Below are 17,456 nucleotides of genomic sequence, written 5' to 3' on the forward strand. Positions count from 1 at the left end.
GACGCTGTGGCCAGCGGGTGCGAAACGAGCAGGAACCATGAACGAACTAAAGCCGGTGCAGAGCGAATTCACCACTGTCGAGGTGGCGAGCCCAGAGGGCGGCAACCCGGACCGGTTCGTCAACCGCGAGTTTTCCTGGCTGCAATTCAACCGCCGCGTCCTCGAAGAATCGCTGAACGCCAACCATCCGCTGCTCGAGCGGGTCCGCTTCCTGTCGATTTCGGCCGCCAATCTCGACGAGTTCTTCATGGTCCGTGTCGCCGGTCTCGCCGGCCAGGTGCGCGAAGGCATCACGCTGAAGAGCGCGGACGGCCGCACCCCCGAACAACAGCTGGAACAATTGCTGCGCGAGGTCGAGCGCCTGCAGGAGGACCAGCAGAACAGCCTATCCGCTCTGATGCTGCTGCTCGACAAGGAAGGCATCGAGAGCATCAGCCGCGATGGGCTGACCAAGGACGAGAAGACCTGGCTCGAGGATCATTTCCAGGAGCAGGTGTTTCCGGTGCTCACACCGCTGTCGATCGACCCGGCGCATCCGTTCCCGTTCATTCCCAATCTCGGCTTCTCGATGGCGCTGCAACTGCGCCACCGCAGGAATGGCGAGGAGATGAGCGCGCTGTTGCGTCTGCCGGTGGCGCTGAAGCGCTTCATCCGCTTGCCTGACCGCAAGCATCATGTCCGCTTCATTCCGCTGGAAGAAGCGGTCGGCCTCTATATCGGCAAGCTGTTCCCCGGCTACGAGGTCAAGGGCTCCGGTACGTTCCGCATCATCCGCGACAGTGACATCGAGGTCGAGGAGGAGTCCGAGGATCTCGTGCGCCTGTTCGAGACGGCGCTGAAACGTCGTCGTCGCGGCTCGGTCATCCGCATCGAATTCGACAAGCTGATGCCGGCCGAACTGCGCGAGTTCGTCGCCGGCGAGCTTGGCGTCTCGTCGAGCCGGATCAGCGTGCTCACCGGTCCGCTGGCGCTCAGCCAGATTTCCGAGATCGTCGCCATCGCCCGCGACGATCTCAAATTCAAGCCTTACAATCCGCGCTTTCCCGAACGCATCCGCGAGCACGGCGGCGACTGTTTCGCCGCCATCCGCGAGAAGGACATCATCGTTCATCACCCCTACGAATCCTTCGACGTGGTGGTGCAGTTCCTGCGCCAGGCGATGGCCGATCCGGAAGTGGTGGCGATCAAGCAGACGCTCTATCGCACCTCGAACGACAGCCCGATCGTGCGCGCTTTGGTCGACGCGGCGGAGGCCGGCAAGTCGGTGACCGCGCTGGTCGAGCTCAAGGCGCGTTTCGACGAGGAAGCCAACATCCGCTGGGCGCGCGACCTCGAGCGCGCCGGCGTTCAGGTCGTGTTCGGCTTCCTCGAACTGAAGACCCACGCGAAAATGTCGCTGGTGGTGCGGCGCGAGGACGGCAAGCTGCGCAACTATGTGCATCTCGGCACCGGCAACTACCATCCGGTCACCGCGCGCATCTACACCGACCTGTCCTTCTTCACCACCGCTCCGACAATCGCCCGCGATGTCGCCCAGCTGTTCAATTTTATCACCGGCTACGCCGAGCCGACCGAGGAGATGCGGCTGGCCATCTCGCCGTTCACGCTGCGCAAGCGCATCCTCAAGCACATTTCGGACGAGATTGGCCATGCGCTGGAGGGCAGGCCGGCCCGCATCTGGATGAAGATGAATTCGCTGGTCGACCCGATCATCATCGACGCGCTCTATGACGCCAGCCGCGCCGGCGTCGAGATCGATCTCGTCGTGCGCGGCATCTGCTGCCTGAGGCCCCAAGTGCCGGGCCTGTCGGAAAACATAAGGGTAAAGTCGATCGTCGGCCGCTTCCTCGAACACAGCCGAATCTATTGTTTCGGCAACGGCCATGGACTGCCGTCGGACGGGGCGATCGTCTACATCTCATCGGCCGATTTGATGCCGCGCAATCTCGACCGCCGCGTCGAAACCATGGTGCCGATCACCAATCCAACAGTGCATGAACAAGTCCTCGGCCAGATCATGCTGGGCAACATCATGGACAACCAGCAAAGTTTCGACGTATTGGCTGACGGAACCTCCCGGCGCGCCACGCTCGAGGAGGGCGAGGAACCGTTCAACGCGCAGGAATATTTCATGACCAATCCGAGCCTTTCCGGACGCGGCGATGCGCTGAAATCGCATGCGCCCAAGCGCATCGCGCAGTTCAAGCGCCGCAAGAAAAACGCCACAGCGACCGGCTGATGATTTCAACGTCCCAGGGCCGGCTTCAGGACCGCCGACCGCTGTCCATCATCGACATCGGGTCGAACTCGATCCGGCTTGTCGTCTATGAGGGGCTGGCGCGCTCGCCGACCACGCTGTTCAACGAAAAGATGCTGGCCGGCCTCGGTCGCGGCATCGTCTCGACCGGAAAACTCGATCCGGAGGCGGTGACCCGTTCGATGGAGGAGTTTCGGCGTTTCCGCGCGCTGTCCGAGCAGGCCGGCGCCGAGCATATGTATGTGCTGGCGACTGCCGCCGCCCGCGAGGCGGTCAACGGCCCCGATTTCATCCACCGCGCCGAAGATGTGCTCAAGACCGAGGTCCAGGTGCTGAGCGGGCGCCAGGAAGCCCACTATTCAGCGCTTGGCGTCATTTCCGGCTTCCACCCGGCCAACGGCATCGCCGGCGACCTCGGCGGCGGCAGCCTTGAACTGGTCGACGTCGATGGCGAGGCAATCGGCGACGGCATCACGCTGCCGCTGGGCGGCCTGCGCCTGCAGGACATGGCCAAGAACTCACTGGCCCAAGCTGCAAAGATAGCGCGCGACGAACTCGCGAAGGCAAAGCTGCTGAAAGGCGGGCAGCGCAGGCCGTTCTATGCCGTCGGCGGCACCTGGCGAAACCTCGCTCGGCTGTACATGGAAATGACCAGCTATCCGCTGAGCGTCATGCACCATTACGAGATCGGCATCGACAGCGCTGCGAACTTCCTCAAGCAAGTCGCCAAGGGCGAGATCGAGAAGATAAGGGGTATCGAAGGCGTCTCGAAGAACCGCCGCTCGCTGCTGCCTTATGGCGCCATCGTGCTGCAGGAGATCATGGGGGCGATGCAGCCGTCCAAGATCATCGTCTCGGCACTTGGCGTGCGCGAGGGCTTTCTCTATTCGCTGCTCGATAAAGCCGAGCAGAAGGCGGATCCGCTGATCTCGGCCTCGGAAGAACTCGCCCGGCTGCGTTCGCGCTCGGTCACCCACGCGCATGAGCTTGTCGAGTGGACGGGCAAGACCTTCGCCGCCTTCGGCATCGAAGAGACGGTCGACGAGGCGCGCTACCGCCAGGCCGCCTGCCTGCTTGCCGACATCGGCTGGCGCGCGCATCCCGAATACCGGGGCAAGCAATCGCTCAACATCATTGCCCACGCCTCCTTCATCGGTGTCGACCATCCCGGCCGCGCCTTCCTGGCGCTGGCCAACGCCTACCGTCATGAGGGCATCTTCAACGAATCGATTGCGCCGGAAATCAAGGCGCTGGCGACGCCGCGCTATATCGAGCGCGCCCGTGTGCTGGCCGCGGTGATGCGCGTCGTCTACCTGCTGACGGCGGCAATGCCTGGGGTCATGCCGCGGCTGAAATGGGAGAGGCGCGGCAATGGCGTGCTGGCGCTGGTGCTGCCGGCGTCGCTGGCCGATCTTTACGGCGAGCGGCCGGCCGGACGACTGGCGCAACTGGCGAGGGTCACCAATCGCCGGCTGGTGCTGGCGGTCGAGGGCGGCCCCACTATGCCAGCGAAGTAATCTGGGTCAGTCAAGTATTCGGCTCAATCCGGCAGCTTGTGTCGGTCAAGTCGTTTCAGCGCCGATCCGAAGCATCCGCCCGTCGATCGAGTAGGCGCCGGCGCCTGCCATTGCCAGCGCCAGAAAACCGCCCGATAGCGCGATGTCCTTCATCAGCATCTGCGAATGCATGAAGGTCAGCGTCGGATCGTCGCCGCCCTGGCCATAGTGGCCGATGAAGCCTGCCGCGATGCAGAAAGCGGCAAGCAGGAGCGCCACGATCGGTGTCTTGAGGCCGACGAGGATGAGCAGACCGGCGATCAATTCGAACAGCCCTGTCGCCCAGGCTGCGAGCGTCGGCAGCGGCAGGCCAAGGCCGGAAAAATAGCCCGATGTGCCGGCAATGTCGGTAAGCGCGTGAAAGCCGGACGGAACGAATAGAGCGGCGAGCAGCAGCCGCGAAAGCAGAAGCAGCGCATTGCGGCGCATTGGTCACCTCCGACGTCGGCGGCGGTTGGCTTCACCCCGACACCTCATCCTAGCAGAAAGTCCGGCCGGCTGATCGACGGGCATAAACCGACAACGAAAAAGGGACGCGGAAAATTCCGCGCCCCTTGCTGCAAGTGGTTCCTGGACCGCTTCAGCCGCGCTTGGCGTCGACCGAATAGGCGCCGGCGCCCGAGGAAGCCAACACGAGGAAGCCGCCGGCAATCGCCAGGTTCTTCATGAAGCTGATCATCTGCATCTGATCGGCCCAGCCGGTGTGGGCGACCAATCCCGTGGCGACGGTGAAGATTGCCAGCACCCAGGCGGTGATCCGGGTCTGAAAGCCGATGAGGATGGCGAGGCCGCCGAGCAGTTCGAGCAGACCGACGACAATCGCCGTCACGGTCGGCATCGGCAGACCCATGCTGCCGAAGTAACCGGCGGTGCCGGCGATCGCAGTGAGCTTGCCGAAACCGGAAAGCACGAAGATGACCGAAAGCAGGATACGGCCGAGCAGGATGCTGCCTGAGGCGTTGGAAACGGTGCCGGAACCGGCAACGGACGTGTTGGTGGACATGATGGGCTCTCTCCGGGAGGGGTTGTGGTGCCCACCCACATAGAGCAGGGCGACTGTTCACCAAAGATGCAGATTTGGTTACAGATTGTTCACCGCAGTAAAGTTTTGCGATCAGCGCAAGATCATCCCGGATGCGTCATCTCCTCTGGCCGAACCAGGCGGTCGTAGTCGGCTTCGCTGACCAGCCCGGTGGCAAGCGCTTCCTCACGCAAGGTTGTGCCGTTCTTGTGAGCGGTCTTGGCGATCTTGGCGGCGTTGTCGTAGCCGATGGTCGGCGCCAGTGCTGTCACCAGCATTAGCGAACGGTCGAGGGCGGCCTTGATATTGTCTTCCCGCGCCTCGATGCCGACGACGCAATTGTCGGTGAACGAGATGGAGGCGTCGGCGAGCAGTTGCACCGACTGCAGGAAATTGTAGGCCATCAGCGGGTTGTAGACGTTGAGCTCGAAATGGCCCTGGCTGCCGGCGAAGGTCACGGCCGCATTGTTGCCGAACACCTGGATGCAGACCTGGGTCATCGCCTCGCACTGGGTGGGATTGACCTTGCCCGGCATGATCGACGAACCCGGCTCGTTTTCCGGCAGCGACAGTTCACCAAGGCCGGAGCGCGGGCCGGAGCCGAGCAGACGAATGTCGTTGGCAATCTTGAACAGCGCGCCGGCGCAGGCGTTGATGGCGCCATGCGAGAACACCATGGAATCATGCGCCGCCAGCGCCTCGAACTTGTTTGGCGCGGTGACGAAGGCGATGCCGGTGATCGCGGCGATGTGATCCGCCACTCTCTCGGCAAAGCCGACCGGCGCGTTGAGGCCGGTGCCGACGGCCGTGCCGCCTTGCGCCAGTTCCTGCAGGCCAGGCAGCGTCATCTCGATGCGTTTGATCGAGGAGGCGACCTGCGCGGCATAGCCTGAGAATTCCTGGCCAAGGGTGAGGGGCGTCGCGTCCTGCGTGTGGGTGCGGCCGATCTTGACGATGTGGGCGAATGCTTTGGTCTTGGCCTCCAGCGCGGCGTGCAAATGCCCGAGCGCCGGCAACAAATCGTGCACGATGCGCTCGGCGCAGGCGATGTGCATGGCCGTCGGATAGGTATCGTTCGACGACTGGCTCATATTGACGTGGTCGTTGGGATGCACCGGTTTCTTCGACCCCATGACACCGCCCAGCAGTTCGATCGCCCGGTTGGAGATCACCTCGTTGGCGTTCATGTTGGATTGCGTGCCCGAGCCGGTCTGCCAGACGACCAGCGGGAAATGATCGTTCAGCTTGCCGTCGATGACTTCCTGAGAGGCTTCGATGATCGCCTTGCCGATGGCCGGGTCGAGCCGCTTCAGCTCCATATTTGTTTCGGCCGCCGCCTGCTTGACGATGCCGAGCGCGCGAACGATCGACGCCGGCTGCTTTTCCCAGCCGATTTTGAAATTGCCCAGCGAACGCTGCGCCTGCGCGCCCCAGTAACGATCGGCGGCGACCTCGATGGGACCGAACGTGTCGGTTTCGGTTCTGGTCTCTGGCGCGCTCACATGTCTCTCCGGTCTGTCGAACCCGGCACCGGCGTATCGCGTTGCACAAATGGCTTCAAGCGGAGATTGCGGGCGACAAGGATGCAAATCGGTTGAAGGAGCGCCTCTCACCGCCCAAGCAGCGACTGTGAGGTTGGAGATAGGCGCAAGGTCTCGGTCGATCTAGCCAGACATGACTGGGCATCCCGCTCGAATGCCTGCCACTCCGGGGAACTGGCAAGGACTGCCTCGTGGCGGGCATGGGCGTCCGCGCTGTCGAAGGCGGCGACGCTGATGAAGACATTTTCGCCTGATCGTACCGGCAGGCGGGGAAAGCTGTTTTCGGCATGTTCGGAGACAAACACAGCAAGCGGCCGCGCGCCAAGTGCCGTCAGGATGGCGGTCGCATCGGCGTCGAAGCGGCTGGCGACGCCGGCTTCGGCGCCGGGCCGCAGATGATGAATCTTGATGACAACAATATCCGACAAGCGATTTTCTCCGCTTGGCTTTTCGTGACCCGGCAAGGCGGCCCGTTGTGCGCCCGACAGATCGAAGCCGGCGCCCGGCCATGCCGGTTTCAGCAACAGCACGTCGTCGGAGGAGATCATCGTGGCGTTGGCGGCGTCGCGCCAGGCGGCCCATACGGGTCCCTCGTAGAAAGCGGTCAGTGCATTTTTCCGCGCTTCCATACCCTCGAAGCCGCGCAGCCAGATGAACATGTCAGGCCGGTCGAGATCGCGAAACTGACCGATGATGGTCATGTCAGCCGCTTCCTGACCCTCGATGAGGTGACCGTCGAAGATGCCGATCAGCGTGTCGCGCCGGCCAGGTTTCAGTGTGTATTGCCTGAGCTCGACGACTGGCGAGGCGTTGAGGCCGGATTTCGACGCGGCATTCAGGGGCAGGCTCATCGCGCAATCTCCAAAACAGGGCATTCGTCCTGTTAAACAGACCGGTTGTCCTGTTTTGTCAATCTGCTATCGTTGGAAAATGTCAGCAGAGATGACCGCTCGCCCAAAGGTGCGGCCCGGCAAACGCACCAACGACCCGGAAGGCCTGCGCAAACGCGTGCTCGATGTCGCCGAAGCCGCGTTTCAAGCGCGCGGCTACCATGCCTCCAGCCTCGGCGACCTGATGGCCGCGGCAGGCGTCACCGGCGGCGCGCTGCATCATCACTTCCCGACCAAGAAGGCGCTGGCCCTGGCGGTGATCGAGGAGCGGGTCGCCGCAGCCGTCGAAGCAACATGGATCGCGCCGGTGCAGGCGGCAGGCTCGGCGCGCGAGGGCGTGCGCAGCGTGTTCGAGGCCGTGGCCGCGGAACTGGAGCAACAGGGTTTCGTGCGCGGCTGCCCGCTCAACAACCTGGCGCATGAACTGTCGCTTGCCGATCCGGATTTCCGCACCGGCCTTGCCGGCATCTTTTCGGCGTGGCGCCAGGCGATCGCCGACAAGGTCAGGGCCGACCAGCAAGCGGGCAGGGAGCAGGACACCGATCCGCAGCGCTTCGCCGCGCTTGCGGTCGCCACCTATTCCGGCGCCATGTCGATGGCCAAGACGACGCAGGATTCTGCTGTGCTGCGCGATTGCCTGAACGCGCTGGAGCAGGGAGTTTCCTCAGCAAGAGCGAAGCGACGTCGCAGGGTGCTGCGGCAGTACAAAGCCTTTTGATGCCGGAGCGCCAGTCGGCTCTCTGCCCTGCCGGGACTTAATTCGGCAGCGGTTTGATGACCTCGTAGCCGACCACGCTTTCGGCGTTGGTGCCCTCGTCATAGCGCCTGGCCAGAACGGCCTGCAGATCGGGCGCATAGAGCGCGGTGAATTCATCCTGGGTCTTGCCGGCCTCGTTCTTGATCGTCTGCCTGACCGCCAGCACGTTGTATTTGCAGTCGCCCAGGCTGAACGTCTCCTTGCCCTTGACGTTGATCTCGAGCGTCTCGGTGCCCTTCGGCTGCTTGTTTGCTGCGAGGCGGACGAACACGGTCTTGCTTTTCGCCCCGGCCTTGAGCGGAAACAGCTTTCTGACATCCGAAAACGGGATCATCGCAAGCTGACCGGTCTCACTGTCGCGAAACACCTCGATCAGACCGCCGAACAGAAACTGCGTCTGCGGCGATTAGGATTGGTATTCGTTGGCGACCGACACCATTCCACCCGCCGCCGGTCGAAACTCGCTGTGGATACCGGGCCTTTCGAGAATGAATCCGGCCTTGGCGGCTTTGGCGTCGATGCACTCGGCACCATGAGCGCCGCTCGCCAGGATGGTAAGTGCCGTCGCGATGGATATAATCTTCATAGCGTTTGCCCGCGCAAGTGGAGTCCTGACCTGAAAGCAATGCCAGACCTGCGGCAGCGTGTCGACATACCGTTCGCGGCAACTGGACGAAGAGGCGCCGGCTGTGCTGAATTTCACGCCATGAATCGCATCTCGGCAGGATCACTCTCCCGGCGCCGCTTCCTGACGCAGGGAGCAGGTTTGGCCGCGGCCGGCGTCCTTGCGCGACCGGCGCTCGGACAGACCGGACAGCGCATTGCGCCTGTCGACGCCACCTTCCTGTTCGTCGCCGATGTCCATGCCTGCCGTATGGCCAGCGGGCTGAGCCCCAATTGCCAGCAGGAAGGCAAGACCGATGCCGCCTTGCTGCGCAGCGTCGCCGCGTTGAACGCCATTGGCGAGAAGCACTGGCCGGCCGAAATCAACGGCATCGCCACCGGCCTGCGCTCAGCCGGCAGCCGCATCGGCACGCCGTTCGGCCTCGTCGTCGGCGGCGACATGACCGATGACGGCGGCGGCCAGGTCATCCAGCCGAGCGAAGGCACGCAGCTGCTCCAGTTCAGCCAGCGTTACCAGCAGGGCGTCGGCCCCGATCGCGTGCATGTGCCGGTCTATGTCGGCCTCGGCAACCACGATCTCGACCAGAACGGCCCGCCAAACCACGTCGACTGGTACCGCCGCGAAATGCGGGACTATGTCGAGGTCAACCATCGTGCCGGCGTGTTCTTCAAGCCGCCGGTGCCGGTGACCAGTTACGATGTCGACACCGACTGCTACTCGTGGGACTGGGGCGGCCTGCATCTCGTCCAGACGCACCGTTTCGCCGGCGACACCGGCCACGGCGCGGTCTCCGGCCTGCCATGGCTGAAGCAGGATCTGGCGACCTATGCAGCGGACGGCCGCCCCGTCATCCTGTTCCAGCACTATGGTTGGGATGTTTTCTCGATCGAACGGTGGGATGCCGCCAAAGGAACCTTCGACGATGAAGGCGCTGGTGCGCCGCACTGGTGGAGCGAGGCGGACCGGCAGGCGCTGCTGGCGGCGCTGAGGGGCTACAACGTCATCGGCATCTTTCATGGCCACCAGCACGAGACAGCGATGACCTATCGCGGCGATGGGCTCGACCTGTTCAAGCCGAAGGCCGCTTATATGGGTGGCTTCGCGCTGGCGCGGGTGAGCGGCGACAGCATGGACGTGGCGCTTGGCGAAGCCGTTGGCGACCATGGCGAGGTCGCCTTTACCAACGTGTTCTCAAAGAGCCTGAATTTCTAACGGCAATGGAAACGGCCAGCAGGCCACGTAACCCGCTTCCTCATCGCTATCGAAACAGCAGCGCAGGGGTCAGATCACCTTCCTGAACTTGTCCTTGACGTCGCCATAGGCCTTCTGCATTTTGCCGGCGATCTTGTCGGCCACGCCTTCAGCCTGGACGCGCCTGTTGCCGGTGGCCTTGCCGGCGGCTTTCTTCACCCAGCCCTTGAGCTGCTTGGCCAGGCCCGCAATCTGATTCTCGTTCACCATGGCCGCATCTCCCGGAATCAATCTGCTGTTTAACGGGTGGCTGGGTTTCCGGTTCCGGAGCCCTGCCTCGTCGGTCAATCAACAGGCCACGGCCTTTGGCCCTGACCGCCATGGCGATTGCTACTCCGCATAAAAGAACGCCCCTCGCGCGTTTATTGCACGGGAGGCGTCCTTTGTGTCAGCCTTTCCTGAGATTGCTCTCATGAACTGCTGGCGATATTTAAAATGCACGGATGCCAAGATGGTTCCCGGCATGGCGCGATTTTTTTTACATTTTTAACAGCTGGCGCTGGGCCCGGTTTTCGGCGTCAGATCCGCCGTCGAATTGCCTGCGCAGCCAGCGTGCCGCCATCGGCCCGCCGACGACGAAAGCAGACGGCGAAAGCAAAAAATTGACACGGCGCCAAAAGAAGTCTAAAAGCAATTCGTCGATATTTGTTTGACCGACTTTTGTTATCCGCGTGTCCAGGCGCGCCTTTGACGAACTTCCCCCATCAAAATCGAGACAAACGCTGTTGTGCATTCGCATGACGGTGAACGAATATTTGCCACGGAAAGGGTTCGTTATGAGCACAGGCACAGTTAAATGGTTCAATGCCACCAAGGGTTTCGGTTTTATTCAGCCTGACGACGGCTCGGCCGACGTTTTTGTCCACATCTCGGCCGTAGAGCGCGCCGGAATGCGCGACATCGTCGAGGGCCAGAAGCTCGGCTACGAGATGGTCCGCGACAACAAGTCGGGCAAGATGTCCGCCGATCAGTTGAAGGCGGCCTAAAACGGAATTCAGCCTCGCCGGTGACCACGGATGTACTGGCACCGGTGAACGGCTAATTCCAGCGCATGACCCCGGAAACATCAGTTTCCGGAAAGGATCATGCGCAGAATGAGCAAGTGCACGCGCGTTCAACCGGACGCGCGGCGCTCCGGCGGAGGTCAGGCAATGCCTGGCCTTTTGCGTTTCGGGCGCCGCAAAAGTTCGAAAAGAGCACCGCGCGTTCGCTTGAACGTGCTAAGGATGCTCCAGCATTTGAAATCGACTGCCGTATTGCTTTGTGCGTGGTCCTGGTCGAAAGACCGGTCTCGCCATTTTCGGCATTACGCTCCGAACCGGGAGAAAGACCTTGACCGCCACTTCGAAGAAATCCCGCGACCACGCCGAATCCATCTTCAGCAAGACCCAGACCCAGTCCATGTCGCTCAACCGCATTATTTCCGAGCAGGATGCTGTCAGCCAGGCCCGGGAAGCCAAGACCGCGCGGCTGCGCGAACTGCGCCTGGAAAAGGAAGCTGACGAGCTGGCTGCTGCCGCCTCGCTCGCTGCCTCGCCGAAGCGCGCAGGCAAACGCTGATGGCCACCAAACGCGTCCCGCAAGAGGCGATCGCCGCCGATTCGACCATCGCCGATGTCGTGGGAGCCCTCGACAAGCCGGTCGAGTATGTCCGGCGCGTGCTCGAAAAGCTCGAGCGGTGCAAGCGCGCCCATGGCGATGCCCAGGTCAGGCTCGGCGTGCGTGGCCGCTCCGAATGCCCGAACTATCTGATCGAGTATGTCCGTGAAAATGCCAAGACCCATGAGCGCGTCACCCATCAGGATGCCGCCTATAGCGGCAGCACGCATCGCGAACTGGCACCCCGGCACATCGAGGAGGCCAGGAACTGGTCGCCCGAGGAAATGAACATCACGGCGGTCTCGGCGCTGATCGGCCGGCTTCGCAACCCGAATGCGCCATCATCGCGTTTCTCCGACGAGGATTGATATGGCCATAAAATTTTCCGCCAAGGATCAGCCGGCAGCATCCACTGCCACCGCAAAGCTGGCCAAGCCGGCCGACGCGCCCAAGGCCGATGTTGCCGCCGAGGCAGCGACCGACCTGTTCAAGTCGCCGGCGGACGTGGCGTCGCGCAAGACCAGGAAGAAAAAATAGCGCCCTTGCCGCGAAGCGCCGACCAGAATCCCGTTGCCTCAGGGCTGCTCGCCCTGGCGAGCGCCGGGGACTTTTCGTCACTGGAGGAGCGCGCCGCGCCTCTCTTCGACTGCCAGAGCTGTGGCGCCTGCTGTTCCTATTCATCCGAATGGCCGCGCTTCTCGACCGAAGATGACGCGCAGCTCGACCGGATCCCGCAAGACTATGTGGCTGCCGACGAAGCCGGCATGCGCTGCGACGGCGTGCGCTGCTCGGCACTTTCCGGCGAGGTCGGCAAGTCGACCGCCTGCGGCATCTACGAGGTCAGACCGGACGTCTGCCGCGCCTGCCTGCCCGGCGGCGGCGACTGCCTGATGGCGCGCAAGGCACATGGGCTGCCGACGCTGTGATAACGGGCCTCGATAGATCTCAGTTTGAATTTCCACCTCGGGTGGGAAGCCGCCATTCCTCGCTCGGCTGTGGAATGCGGCCAGCAGGCCATCGGATGCGTCGAGTAGAGACGGGCGGCTCAGTCGTTCCTCACTGAGTCAGCGTGTTTTTGTACATCAGGCCGTCCTTCATGATGATTTTGAAGTTGTTGGCAGGATCGGCCACCAGGTCGAGGTTCTCCAGCGGATTGCCTTCGACGAGCAGGAGGTCGGCGAGCGCGCCCTCTTCGATCACGCCGAGCTTCCCCGGATAGGGATTGCGAAGGCCCGACAGCGAGAGCAGCTCGGCATTGGTCCCGGTCGCCATGACGAGCGCTTCGGCAGGCGTGTACCAACGCACAAGCGACGCCAGGATTGCTCCCTGCTGCTTCGCCAGCGCGCGGGAGAACAGGACATCGGTGCCCCATGCCGTCTTGATCTTGTATTTCTTCGCGAGTTCGTAGGTCCTGCCGATGCCCGGCCACACCTCATCGGCCTTGGCTCGCTCGACCGAACCCTCTTGGAGGCCTGTCCTCATCAATTCGGGAAGCGGCTGCAAGCTCAGCCAAACGTCCTTTTCGGCGATCAGCTTGGCGGTTGCCTCGTCCATGAGGAAGCCGTGTTCGATGCACTTGACGCCAGCCGCGACGGCCTTCCGGATCGCATCCGAGGTGAAGGCGTGCGCGGCGACGTAGGTGCCCCAATTCTCGGCAATTTCAACGGCGGCCCGCAGTTCGGGCTCGGTGAAGGTGGTGACGTCGAGCGGGCTGTGGGGCGACGACACTCCACCGCCCGCTGTCAGCTTCAGCAGCGCGGCCCCCTGCATGAATTGCTCGCGGGCACGCAAACGCACCTCGTCGGGGCTGTCCACGACTATGCTGCCGCCGTTCCTCTCCATGGGGGTGAACAAGCCGCCGATCGTCCGGGGCAAGTCGCTGAGCTGGCGGAAATCCCCATGCCCGCTGGTCACGGTGATCATGGCTCCGGACGGATAGATGCGCGGTCCCGCGACGATGCCTTGATCTATCGCGCGCTTGAGGCCGAACACCGGCCCGCCCACGTCGCGAACGGTGGTGAAGCCGCGCATCAGCGTATCCGTCGCCTCGTCGCCGGCCGCAAGATTGACGAAGCCGATGTCACCCATCGCCTCTGCCGGGGTGGATGCAATCAGCATTGCGTGCCAATGCGCATCGATCAGCCCCGGCATCAGCGTTCGCCCGTTGCCGGCAATGCGCTGCGCGCCCTCGGCCGCGATGGGACTTGTCGAAATCCGCGCGATCAGCTTGCCCTGCACCAGCACACTCGACGGAGCCGAAAGTGCGGCGCCCTTCCCATCGAAGATACGGACGTTTTCGAAAAGCACGTCATTGGCGCTCGCGCTGGCGCAAAGTCCAAGCAGGAGAGCCGCCGCAAGCATTTCTCTGCCAGAGCGAAGCATCGTGAAAACCGGGCGCGCAACAAAGAACAACACAGCGGCGCAGGACAGGGCATGCGCCACAACCTTGCCTTTCGTCAGCTCCTGCGATCCAAAGGATTGGTGACACATGACGATTATCCCGCTTCAGGAGAGGTGGTCACGGCGCGAGGACAAGTTTGTAGCTTACACGGCATCGGGTCAAGAAGTGTTCCGGACTGGCACCGGACTGGCCTCGTTCGCAGGTGGTGTCCAAAGTCAGGCCAATGCGATGACGGCAGGGCCAGCAGTGCAAGGTTTGCCTTAGGAAACGAGCTGACGATTCTGACGAAACGTCGCCTACGGGAGTTGGTTTTAAAATCCCGCCGAGGGATACCGCCTTGGGTCGTGACCCGAAATTCGAAATGAGGCACTAACGGTCCTCGGGCTGGCTTGTGCCCGCGCGTTTCGCTGGCTACCTTGCCGGCGGCAGGTCACCGGAGGACGCATCGTGAGCATCGAATTCTTGTTGACGTCGCTGATCGTCGTGGCTTCGCCCGGCACCGGCGTTCTCTATACGCTGAGCGCCGGACTTTCGCGTGGCGCGCGCGCCTGCATCATCGCGGCTGTTGGTTGCACGCTCGGCATCATTCCGCACATGGCGGCCGCCATCACCGGTCTGGCGGCGCTGCTGCACACCAGCGCGCTCGCCTTCGAGACGCTGAAATATCTGGGCGTCGCCTATCTGCTCTACATGGCGTGGAACACGCTGAAGGAGAGCGGCAGCTTGAACGTCGGGCAGGATGTCGCGCCGCGCTCGGCCGGCAAGGTGATCACCTCGGGCATCCTCATCAACATCCTCAACCCGAAGCTGTCGATCTTCTTCTTCGCCTTCCTGCCGCAGTTCGTCAGCACCACCGAACCGCATGCGCTGTCGAAGATGCTGGAGCTCAGCACCGTCTTCATGCTTTTGACCTTCGTCGTCTTTGTCGGCTACGGCATTTTCGCCGCCTCGATCCGCAGCCATGTCGTGTCGCGGCCGATAGTGCTGACCTGGATGCGCCGCACCTTCGCCGGCGCCTTCGTCATGCTCGGCGCAAAACTGGCGCTGACCGAGCGGTAGCGCCTGTTGGCGCTATCCCTTTACATATCCCATCGCTTCGACGATCAGCCCGTCCGCTACGCGCATCAGATTGACGCCACGGATGGAGTTGCCGTCGGCAGGCCAGTAGCGCCAGCGGATTGTCGCCCGTTCACCGGCGACGAACGTTTCTTCAACGTCGAAGCGGGCGCCGGGTTCGCTGGCGATCGCCGACCACAGCCGCACGCATGCCTCACGGCCGGCATGGCGGGCNCCATCCGGCGCCGGCACGGTGTTTTCGATGACGCAGTCCTCGGCCACCAGCTCGGCGAGCGCCGACGGATCATGAAGCTGGAACACGTCGTTGAAGCGCCGCATGATATCGGCCGTCTGTCTGGATTGGTCGTCGGGATGGACGACCATGATGCTATCCCGTTCCATCTCGGTACCTCCTGATTTCATTTTTCCGTAGCGGCGGCCGTGACGAGATCGGCCTTGAGTCTGATATCCGCCACGCCCGCCAAAGCGCGCGAGACGAGGCATGTTGCTTTCGCCGATTGGGCAAGGCGCTGGAATTCCTCGGGCGCCAGGCCCGGGACCTCGGCTTCCGTTTCGAGGTCGATGCGGGTGAGCGTCGGTCCGGCCGTGCTCGTGCCGAGATGCACCTTGGCGACGGTGTGAATCCCTACGGGGACATGGGCGCCGCTGCCCAGTATGGCGCTCAACGCCATTGAAAAGCAGCCGGCATGTGCCGCCGCAATCAGTTCCTCGGGATTCGTGCCGGGACGGTTTTCGAAGCGCGACGGGAAGGAATAGGCGCCTTCGAAGACGCCGCTGCCGAGCCGCAGACGGCCCGAGCCTTCTTTCAACGAACCCTGCCATTGGGCCTCTGCTTCACGGATGGTCATTTTGTCGTTCTCCTCTTCGATGAAACGCCGAATATATAGACTGATCTACATACTATATAGACCGATTGTCATATTCGGCGCAAGCCTATAAAGCTTACTCCTGACAGAGGTTGACATGGCGAACGACACCCGCATCCGCATGATCGAGGCGACGGCGCTGCTGCTGAGGCAGCGCGGCTATCACGGCACCTCGCTCAACGACATCTTGAGCGCCTCCGGGGCGCCAAGAGGATCGCTGTACTTTCATTTTCCGGGCGGCAAGGACCAATTGGTCATCGAGGTGACGCGCGACAGCGTGGACAAGGTGTCTCGATGGCTTGCCGAAGAGCTGACCGCCGAAAAGGATCCGGCGGTGGCCGTCCACCACATCTACCAGTCGGTCGCACGCATGCTGGAGGACAACCAGTTCACGCTTGGCTGTCCGATCGCACCCGTGGTGCTGGACTCGCCGGCCGACGTGCCGGAGTTGGCCGAACTGTGCCGGTCGGCTTTCGAGCAATGGGTAGGCCTGCTGCAGGGGGCCTTCGTCAGGGCAGGGGTGCCCGAGCGCCGCGCCCGCGCCCTGGCGCTGCTTGTCGAATCATCGCTGGAAGGGCTGATGGTGATCGCGCGCGCCAGCCGCGACCGCGCCCCGGTGCTGGCGGTGGCCGATGAAGTCGCTGCGCTGATTGAAGGTGCCTTGCCTGCCAAAGGGGAACTGACACGGCGCATTGACGCCGCCGTCTGAGCCGGGCAGCCCGCTAAATAAAGCAAACAAAAAGGGCGCCTTTCGGCGCCCTTTCCGTGAATGCGAGGCAATGCTGGATTAGAAATCCATGCCGCCCATGCCGCCCATGCCGCCGCCGCCCATGCCGCCTGGCATGCCGCCGCCAGCCGACTCCTTCTTCGGAGCCTCCGCGATCATGGCTTCGGTGGTGACCAGCAGGCCGGCGACCGAGGCCGCGTCCTGGAGAGCCGTGCGCACGACCTTGACCGGATCGACGATACCCATGGCGATCATGTCGCCATATTCGCCGGTCTGGGCGTTGAAGCCGAAGGTCGGACCCTTGTTCTCGAGGATCTTGCCGGCAACGATCGATGCTTCCGCACCGGCGTTGGCCGCGATCTGACGGGCCGGAGCCTGCAGCGCGCGACGCACGATGGCGATGCCAGCGGTCTGGTCGGAGTTGGCGCCGACAGCCTTGATGCTCAGCGAAGCGCGCAGGAGTGCGACGCCGCCGCCGGGAACGATGCCTTCTTCGACGGCCGCACGGGTCGCGTTGAGGGCGTCATCGACGCGGTCCTTCTTTTCCTTGACTTCGATCTCGGTCGCACCGCCGACGCGGATGACGGCGACGCCGCCCGCCAGCTTGGCGAGACGTTCCTGCAGCTTCTCCTTGTCGTAGTCCGAGGTGGTCTCCTCGATCTGCTGCTTGATCTGGGCGACGCGGCCCTGGATCTCGGCCTTCTTGCCGGCACCATCGACGATGGTGGTGTTCTCCTTGGAGATAGACACCTTCTTGGCGCGGCCGAGCATGTTGAGGCCAACATTCTCGAGCTTGATGCCGAGGTCTTCGGAAATGACCTGGCCACCGGTGAGGATGGCGATGTCTTCCAGCATGGCCTTGCGGCGATCACCGAAGCCCGGCGCCTT

The 17,456-nt window shown here is 62.9% G+C and carries 23 protein-coding genes; 11 read left to right on the forward strand and 12 right to left on the reverse strand.

What is annotated here, in order from left to right:
• The first annotated feature begins 37 nt into the window (after window positions 1-37).
• Window positions 38-2,239, forward strand: coding sequence for an RNA degradosome polyphosphate kinase (locus M727_RS0127745; protein WP_027155360.1), 2,202 nt, complete (start codon window positions 38-40; stop codon window positions 2,237-2,239).
• Entirely contained in the window at window positions 2,239-3,774 is a 1,536-nt protein-coding gene (gene ppx / locus M727_RS0127750) for an exopolyphosphatase (RefSeq protein ID WP_027155361.1), read from the forward strand. Before M727_RS0127745 ends, ppx begins: the two co-directional genes overlap by 1 nt.
• Before the next feature lie 45 nt (window positions 3,775-3,819).
• On the opposite strand, the gene M727_RS0127755 is transcribed toward ppx, so the two are convergent.
• From M727_RS0127755 to M727_RS0127770, 4 genes are all read right to left on the reverse strand, one after another.
• The gene (locus M727_RS0127755) at window positions 3,820-4,242 is read right to left on the reverse strand and encodes a DoxX family protein (RefSeq protein ID WP_027155362.1); all 423 of its coding nucleotides are present in this window, start codon (window positions 4,240-4,242) and stop codon (window positions 3,820-3,822) included.
• Between the two features lie 151 nt (window positions 4,243-4,393).
• Window positions 4,394-4,816: a DoxX family protein gene (locus tag M727_RS0127760; RefSeq protein WP_027155363.1), complete on the reverse strand. Its 423-nt coding sequence runs from the start codon at window positions 4,814-4,816 to the stop codon at window positions 4,394-4,396.
• Window positions 4,817-4,938: 122 nt separating this feature from the next.
• Window positions 4,939-6,336, reverse strand: a complete 1,398-nt coding sequence (gene fumC / locus M727_RS0127765) for a class II fumarate hydratase (protein ID WP_027155364.1) — start codon at window positions 6,334-6,336, stop codon at window positions 4,939-4,941.
• 107 nt (window positions 6,337-6,443) lie between these two features.
• A complete protein-coding gene (locus tag M727_RS0127770) occupies window positions 6,444-7,226 on the reverse strand; it encodes an NIPSNAP family protein (protein WP_027155365.1) in 783 nt (260 codons plus the stop codon).
• A 91-nt stretch (window positions 7,227-7,317) separates the two neighbouring features.
• Here M727_RS0127770 and M727_RS0127775 point away from each other — a divergent pair, with 91 nt between their 5' ends.
• Window positions 7,318-7,983, forward strand: a complete 666-nt coding sequence (locus tag M727_RS0127775; protein WP_027155366.1) for a TetR/AcrR family transcriptional regulator — start codon at window positions 7,318-7,320, stop codon at window positions 7,981-7,983.
• Window positions 7,984-8,020: 37 nt separating this feature from the next.
• On the opposite strand, the gene M727_RS43290 is transcribed toward M727_RS0127775, so the two are convergent.
• Together M727_RS43290 and M727_RS43295 are read right to left on the reverse strand one after the other, a co-directional pair.
• On the reverse strand, window positions 8,021-8,389 hold the full coding sequence (locus M727_RS43290) for a hypothetical protein (RefSeq protein ID WP_245269024.1): 369 nt from the start codon (window positions 8,387-8,389) through the stop codon (window positions 8,021-8,023).
• Window positions 8,390-8,428: 39 nt separating this feature from the next.
• The gene (locus M727_RS43295) at window positions 8,429-8,608 is read right to left on the reverse strand and encodes a hypothetical protein (RefSeq protein WP_245269025.1); all 180 of its coding nucleotides are present in this window, start codon (window positions 8,606-8,608) and stop codon (window positions 8,429-8,431) included.
• 120 nt (window positions 8,609-8,728) lie between these two features.
• On the opposite strand from M727_RS43295, the gene M727_RS0127785 reads away from it, so the two are divergent.
• The gene (locus M727_RS0127785; RefSeq protein WP_036263683.1) at window positions 8,729-9,859 is read left to right on the forward strand and encodes a metallophosphoesterase; all 1,131 of its coding nucleotides are present in this window, start codon (window positions 8,729-8,731) and stop codon (window positions 9,857-9,859) included.
• 69 nt (window positions 9,860-9,928) lie between these two features.
• Here the strand turns inward: M727_RS0127785 and M727_RS37715 are convergent, their stop codons facing one another.
• Window positions 9,929-10,108: a CsbD family protein gene (locus tag M727_RS37715; protein WP_036263687.1), complete on the reverse strand. Its 180-nt coding sequence runs from the start codon at window positions 10,106-10,108 to the stop codon at window positions 9,929-9,931.
• 268 nt (window positions 10,109-10,376) lie between these two features.
• Complete coding sequence (locus M727_RS0127795) at window positions 10,377-10,631, reverse strand: hypothetical protein (protein ID WP_156941649.1); 255 nt, start codon at window positions 10,629-10,631, stop codon at window positions 10,377-10,379.
• 43 nt (window positions 10,632-10,674) lie between these two features.
• Here M727_RS0127795 and M727_RS37720 point away from each other — a divergent pair, with 43 nt between their 5' ends.
• From M727_RS37720 to M727_RS0127820, 5 genes are all read left to right on the forward strand, one after another.
• Entirely contained in the window at window positions 10,675-10,884 is a 210-nt protein-coding gene (locus M727_RS37720) for a cold-shock protein (RefSeq protein ID WP_010915421.1), read from the forward strand.
• Window positions 10,885-11,230: 346 nt separating this feature from the next.
• Window positions 11,231-11,458 (forward strand): hypothetical protein, encoded by a 228-nt coding sequence (locus tag M727_RS0127805; protein ID WP_027155369.1) that lies wholly within the window; start codon window positions 11,231-11,233, stop codon window positions 11,456-11,458.
• Complete coding sequence (locus M727_RS0127810) at window positions 11,458-11,865, forward strand: hypothetical protein (RefSeq protein ID WP_027155370.1); 408 nt, start codon at window positions 11,458-11,460, stop codon at window positions 11,863-11,865. The genes M727_RS0127805 and M727_RS0127810 overlap by 1 nt, the downstream gene beginning before the upstream one ends.
• 1 nt (window position 11,866) lies before the next feature.
• Window positions 11,867-12,034 (forward strand): hypothetical protein, encoded by a 168-nt coding sequence (locus tag M727_RS42510; protein WP_084646919.1) that lies wholly within the window; start codon window positions 11,867-11,869, stop codon window positions 12,032-12,034.
• Window positions 12,035-12,039: 5 nt separating this feature from the next.
• Window positions 12,040-12,423 carry a YkgJ family cysteine cluster protein gene (locus M727_RS0127820; protein WP_027155371.1) on the forward strand — a complete coding sequence of 128 codons (384 nt, stop codon included), beginning with the start codon at window positions 12,040-12,042 and terminating at the stop codon, window positions 12,421-12,423.
• Between the two features lie 130 nt (window positions 12,424-12,553).
• Here M727_RS0127820 and M727_RS0127825 read toward each other — a convergent pair whose 3' ends face one another.
• Entirely contained in the window at window positions 12,554-13,858 is a 1,305-nt protein-coding gene (locus M727_RS0127825) for an amidohydrolase family protein (RefSeq protein ID WP_027155372.1), read from the reverse strand.
• Between the two features lie 487 nt (window positions 13,859-14,345).
• Here M727_RS0127825 and M727_RS0127830 point away from each other — a divergent pair, with 487 nt between their 5' ends.
• Entirely contained in the window at window positions 14,346-14,957 is a 612-nt protein-coding gene (locus M727_RS0127830; RefSeq protein ID WP_027155373.1) for a LysE family translocator, read from the forward strand.
• A gap of 12 nt (window positions 14,958-14,969) precedes the next feature.
• On the opposite strand, the gene M727_RS0127835 is transcribed toward M727_RS0127830, so the two are convergent.
• Both M727_RS0127835 and M727_RS0127840 read right to left on the reverse strand, forming a co-directional pair.
• Window positions 14,970-15,356 (reverse strand): nuclear transport factor 2 family protein, encoded by a 387-nt coding sequence (locus M727_RS0127835; RefSeq protein WP_027155374.1) that lies wholly within the window; start codon window positions 15,354-15,356, stop codon window positions 14,970-14,972.
• Between the two features lie 17 nt (window positions 15,357-15,373).
• The gene (locus tag M727_RS0127840; protein WP_027155375.1) at window positions 15,374-15,823 is read right to left on the reverse strand and encodes an OsmC family peroxiredoxin; all 450 of its coding nucleotides are present in this window, start codon (window positions 15,821-15,823) and stop codon (window positions 15,374-15,376) included.
• Window positions 15,824-15,938: 115 nt separating this feature from the next.
• Between M727_RS0127840 and M727_RS0127845 the strand changes: the two genes are divergently transcribed.
• Entirely contained in the window at window positions 15,939-16,550 is a 612-nt protein-coding gene (locus M727_RS0127845; protein ID WP_027155376.1) for a TetR/AcrR family transcriptional regulator, read from the forward strand.
• Between the two features lie 78 nt (window positions 16,551-16,628).
• On the opposite strand, the gene groEL is transcribed toward M727_RS0127845, so the two are convergent.
• The coding region (gene groEL / locus M727_RS0127850) for a chaperonin GroEL (RefSeq protein WP_027155377.1) at window positions 16,629-17,456 on the reverse strand (828 nt) is incomplete at its 5' end.

The sequence above is a fragment of the Mesorhizobium sp. WSM2561 genome, assembly GCF_000513915.1.
GTDB lineage: Bacteria > Pseudomonadota > Alphaproteobacteria > Rhizobiales > Rhizobiaceae > Mesorhizobium > Mesorhizobium muleiense.

Coding starts and splice junctions, on each gene's coding strand:
- M727_RS0127745 (WP_027155360.1), top strand. CDS start 38: ATGAACGAACTAAAGCCGGTGCAGAGCGAATTCACCACTGTCGAGGTG.
- ppx (WP_027155361.1), top strand. CDS start 2,239: ATGATTTCAACGTCCCAGGGCCGGCTTCAGGACCGCCGACCGCTGTCC.
- M727_RS0127755 (WP_027155362.1), bottom strand. CDS start 4,242: ATGCGCCGCAATGCGCTGCTTCTGCTTTCGCGGCTGCTGCTCGCCGCT.
- M727_RS0127760 (WP_027155363.1), bottom strand. CDS start 4,816: ATGTCCACCAACACGTCCGTTGCCGGTTCCGGCACCGTTTCCAACGCC.
- M727_RS0127770 (WP_027155365.1), bottom strand. CDS start 7,226: ATGAGCCTGCCCCTGAATGCCGCGTCGAAATCCGGCCTCAACGCCTCG.
- M727_RS0127775 (WP_027155366.1), top strand. CDS start 7,318: ATGACCGCTCGCCCAAAGGTGCGGCCCGGCAAACGCACCAACGACCCG.
- M727_RS43295 (WP_245269025.1), bottom strand. CDS start 8,608: ATGAAGATTATATCCATCGCGACGGCACTTACCATCCTGGCGAGCGGC.
- M727_RS0127785 (WP_036263683.1), top strand. CDS start 8,729: ATGAATCGCATCTCGGCAGGATCACTCTCCCGGCGCCGCTTCCTGACG.
- M727_RS37715 (WP_036263687.1), bottom strand. CDS start 10,108: ATGGTGAACGAGAATCAGATTGCGGGCCTGGCCAAGCAGCTCAAGGGC.
- M727_RS0127795 (WP_156941649.1), bottom strand. CDS start 10,631: ATGCACAACAGCGTTTGTCTCGATTTTGATGGGGGAAGTTCGTCAAAG.
- M727_RS37720 (WP_010915421.1), top strand. CDS start 10,675: ATGAGCACAGGCACAGTTAAATGGTTCAATGCCACCAAGGGTTTCGGT.
- M727_RS0127810 (WP_027155370.1), top strand. CDS start 11,458: ATGGCCACCAAACGCGTCCCGCAAGAGGCGATCGCCGCCGATTCGACC.
- M727_RS42510 (WP_084646919.1), top strand. CDS start 11,867: ATGGCCATAAAATTTTCCGCCAAGGATCAGCCGGCAGCATCCACTGCC.
- M727_RS0127825 (WP_027155372.1), bottom strand. CDS start 13,858: ATGCTTGCGGCGGCTCTCCTGCTTGGACTTTGCGCCAGCGCGAGCGCC.
- M727_RS0127840 (WP_027155375.1), bottom strand. CDS start 15,823: ATGACCATCCGTGAAGCAGAGGCCCAATGGCAGGGTTCGTTGAAAGAA.
- M727_RS0127845 (WP_027155376.1), top strand. CDS start 15,939: ATGGCGAACGACACCCGCATCCGCATGATCGAGGCGACGGCGCTGCTG.